Below are 339 nucleotides of genomic sequence, written 5' to 3'. Positions count from 1 at the left end.
TGAATGGCGCTTGCGTGGCAAAATATATTGTAGCTTGAATCTCATACTGATACAATGTGTTTATGAGCCAAACATATAGAAGAACTCAAACAACTGTATCGCTAATCAAGTATCATTTTGTATTCTGCCCTAGATACCGCAGAAAAGTATTGATAGGCGCAGTTGAAGAACGGTTGAAAATTCTACTTTCTGAAATTTGTGAAGAAATAGAGATTCAAATACTGGCAGTGGAATGTGATAAAGATCATTGCCACCTTTTCGTCAACGCATTGCCAACAATCAGCCCATCAGACATCATGGCAAAATTGAAAGGAGGGACATCAAGAAGATTGCGACAGG

Annotated in this window: 1 protein-coding gene; it reads left to right on the top strand. The window is 38.6% G+C overall.

Annotated features, from left to right (window positions below; all coding sequences use genetic code 11):
* Positions 1–62 precede the first annotated feature (62 nt).
* On the top strand, positions 63–339 hold a 277-nt coding region (gene tnpA, locus DEF30_RS04540; RefSeq protein WP_294096925.1), incomplete at its 3' end, for an IS200/IS605 family transposase.

The organism is Proteiniclasticum sp. (assembly GCF_003514505.1).
Lineage (GTDB): Bacteria > Bacillota > Clostridia > Clostridiales > Clostridiaceae > Proteiniclasticum.
This window is presented reverse-complemented; position numbering and strand designations above follow the sequence as displayed.